We start from the raw sequence: 2,560 nt of genomic DNA on the forward strand, positions 1-2,560 counted from the left end.
GGCCGCTCGGCCGCGCGGGAGACCGCGATGCCGTCGAGGACCGCGAGGAGCAGCGCGGCGTCGTCGGCGCCGAACGACGCCGCGGGATGCGCGGCGCGCAGCAGCTCCAGGACGACGTCCTCCGTGCGCGACCAGCCGGCGGTGTGGATCGCGCGGATCTCCGGATCGGTGCCGGCGCGGGAGGCGAAGGCGGTCCACACGATCGCGTCGGGCACGTCCTCGTCCGCGACGCACGCGATCTCGTCGCAGAAGACGCGCAGCCGCACCTCGGCCGAGGGTTCGGCCTCCAGGCGGCTCCGCATCCGCTCGCGGAAGCGCTCCTCGACCCGGGCCATCGCGCCGGCCAGCAGCGCCTGCTTCGTCGGGAAGTGGTGCTGGACGGCCCCCACCGAGACGCCGGCCTCGGCCGCGACGGTGCGGATGCTGAGGTGCTCCGCCCCGCGGGTCGAGAGGACGGCGACGACCGCCGAGAGGATGTCGCTCCTGCTCTCGCGCCGATCCGGCATGGCGTCCCTCTCGTTCGACTGCTCGAGCAGGCTACGCTCTCGGACATGACCAATACGACCGTATTGCCACCCCGTGCCGGAGCCGGCCGCCGAATCGCGACCCTGGACGTCGTCCGCGGTGTCGCGATCATCGGGACCCTCGGCACGAACATCTGGATCTTCTCCCACCCCTGGGGGATGCTCGGACTGCTCTCCGTCCCGGTGACGCCGGAGACCTCCTCCTCCGCCGGGACTGCGCAGCTCCTGCTGATGGCGCTGGCGCAGGGCAAGTTCCTCGCCCTCCTCTCCCTCGCCTTCGGGGTGGGCCTCGCGATCCAGCACGCCTCCGCGGTCCGGCGCGGGACGCGCTGGCCGGGCCGCTACCTCTGGCGCGCGACGCTCCTCCTCCTGGACGGCGCGGTCAACTACGTGCTGATCGCGGAGTTCGACGTCCTCATGGGATACGCCGTCACCGGAGCGGTCGTCGCCTGGCTGCTGCTCACCCGGCCGACGACGCAGCGCCGCGTGATCCTCGTCTGCGGCGCTCTGCACGTCGTCCTGATCTCGGCGCTCGTGGCGCTCGTGGCGGTGAGTCCGGACGGTGCCGGACAGGGGCCGACCGGCCGGAGCCCCTACGCGGACGCGTCGTTCCTCGGCCTCGCCCTCTTCCGGCTGCAGAACGCGGGCGTCTTCCGTGCGGAGCCGGTGCTCATCGGGCTCCTCAGCCTCGCGATGTTCCTCCTCGGCGCGCGCCTCCATCGGGCGGGGGTCCTCGCCGCCGAGGGCGCGTCACTCCGCCGTCGCATGATGGTCCTCGGCGCCCTCGCCCTCCCCGTCGACCTCGCGCTGGGCGTCGGGGGGAGCGCCGCCGGTCTGCTCGCCGAGCGCTACCTCGTCGCGCCCCTGGTCGGGCTCGGCCTGCTCGCGGCCCTCGCCGAGGCCTGCCTCCGCCGGGGCGCCGAGGGCTGGGCGGCACGCCGGGCGCGGGAGGTCGGCCGGGTCGCCCTGAGCGCCTACCTCCTGCAGAACCTGCTCGGCGGCGCCCTCTTCTACGGCTGGGGACTCGGGCTGGCGGTGACCGCCGCGCAGTGGCGCGTCCCGGCGACCGTCGGAGCGTTCCTGCTCATCGCGGCGGTCGTCGTGCTCGCGGCGCACCTGTGGCTGCGCCGGTTCGAGCTCGGTCCGGTGGAGTGGCTCTGGAAGCGGGGCGAGCGGATCGGTGTCCGCGCGCCCCGCTGACCGGAGGGGGACCTACGCGAGGAGCTCCGCGACGCCGGTGCGCAGGGCGGCGAGGCGGGACGAGACGGCCGACCGGCGGGCGTCGGCGTCGGAGTCGTGCGACCAGGCGTCGAGGTAGAGCTTGACCTTCGGCTCCGTGCCGCTCGGGCGCGCGATGAGACGGGCACCGTCCAGGGAGAAGCGGAGCGCGTCGGTCGGGGGCAGCGCGCCGCCCTCGGCGAGCAGGTCCTCGCTCCGCTCGACGGCGAGCCCGCCGATCGCGGTCGGAGGCGTCGCGCGCATTCCGGCCATGATCCGGCCGATCTCGGAGAGGTCGGTGACGCGGAGCGAGATCTGCTCCGATCCGAAGAGCCCGAACCGCTCGGCGAACGACTCCAGCTCGTCGTCGATCGTGCGCTCCTCGGCGGCGAGCGCGCTCGCGAGGGAGAGGAAGGCGAGCGCGGCCGAGACGCCGTCCTTGTCGCGGACCGTCCCGGGGTTCACCAGGTAGCCGAGTGCCTCCTCGTAGCCGAAGACGAGGTCGGGGACGCGCGAGATCCACTTGAAGCCCGTGAGCGTCTCGGCGAAGTCGAGGCCGTAGTCGGCCGCCACGGCACCGAGGGCGGGGGAGGACACGATCGAGCAGGCGAGCGCTCCTCCGGTGCGGCCCTCGCGGCGGGCCTGCTCGGCGGCGCGCCAGCCGAGCAGCGCTCCGACCTCGTTGCCGGTGAGGCGCCGGAAGCCCTCAGGGGCGGAGGCGTCGGGCACGGCGGCGGCGAAGCGGTCGGCGTCCGGGTCGTTGGCCACGATCAGCTGCGCGCGACCGGAGCGCGCGGTCGAGAAGGCGAGGTCGAGGG

General features: G+C 74.4%; 2 protein-coding genes and 1 pseudogene. 1 reads left to right on the forward strand and 2 read right to left on the reverse strand.

The annotated features are described in order from the left end of the window. On the reverse strand, positions 1–506 hold a 506-nt coding region (locus C5C50_RS16495), incomplete at its 3' end, for a TetR/AcrR family transcriptional regulator (protein WP_104273944.1). A gap of 45 nt (positions 507–551) precedes the next feature. On the opposite strand from C5C50_RS16495, the gene C5C50_RS16500 reads away from it, so the two are divergent. Further along, positions 552–1,724, forward strand: a complete 1,173-nt coding sequence (locus C5C50_RS16500; protein ID WP_104246686.1) for a DUF418 domain-containing protein — start codon at positions 552–554, stop codon at positions 1,722–1,724. 12 nt (positions 1,725–1,736) lie between these two features. Here the strand turns inward: C5C50_RS16500 and C5C50_RS16505 are convergent. Then, positions 1,737–2,560: pseudogene (locus C5C50_RS16505) on the reverse strand (phospho-sugar mutase); the annotation flags it as partial.

This window comes from Rathayibacter sp. AY1D9, assembly GCF_002932395.1.
Taxonomy (GTDB): domain Bacteria; phylum Actinomycetota; class Actinomycetes; order Actinomycetales; family Microbacteriaceae; genus Rathayibacter.

What these genes read in the sequence shown, in the direction of transcription:
- C5C50_RS16500 (WP_104246686.1), top strand. Translation starts at nt 552, where the DNA reads ATGACCAATACGACCGTATTGCCACCCCGTGCCGGAGCCGGCCGCCGA.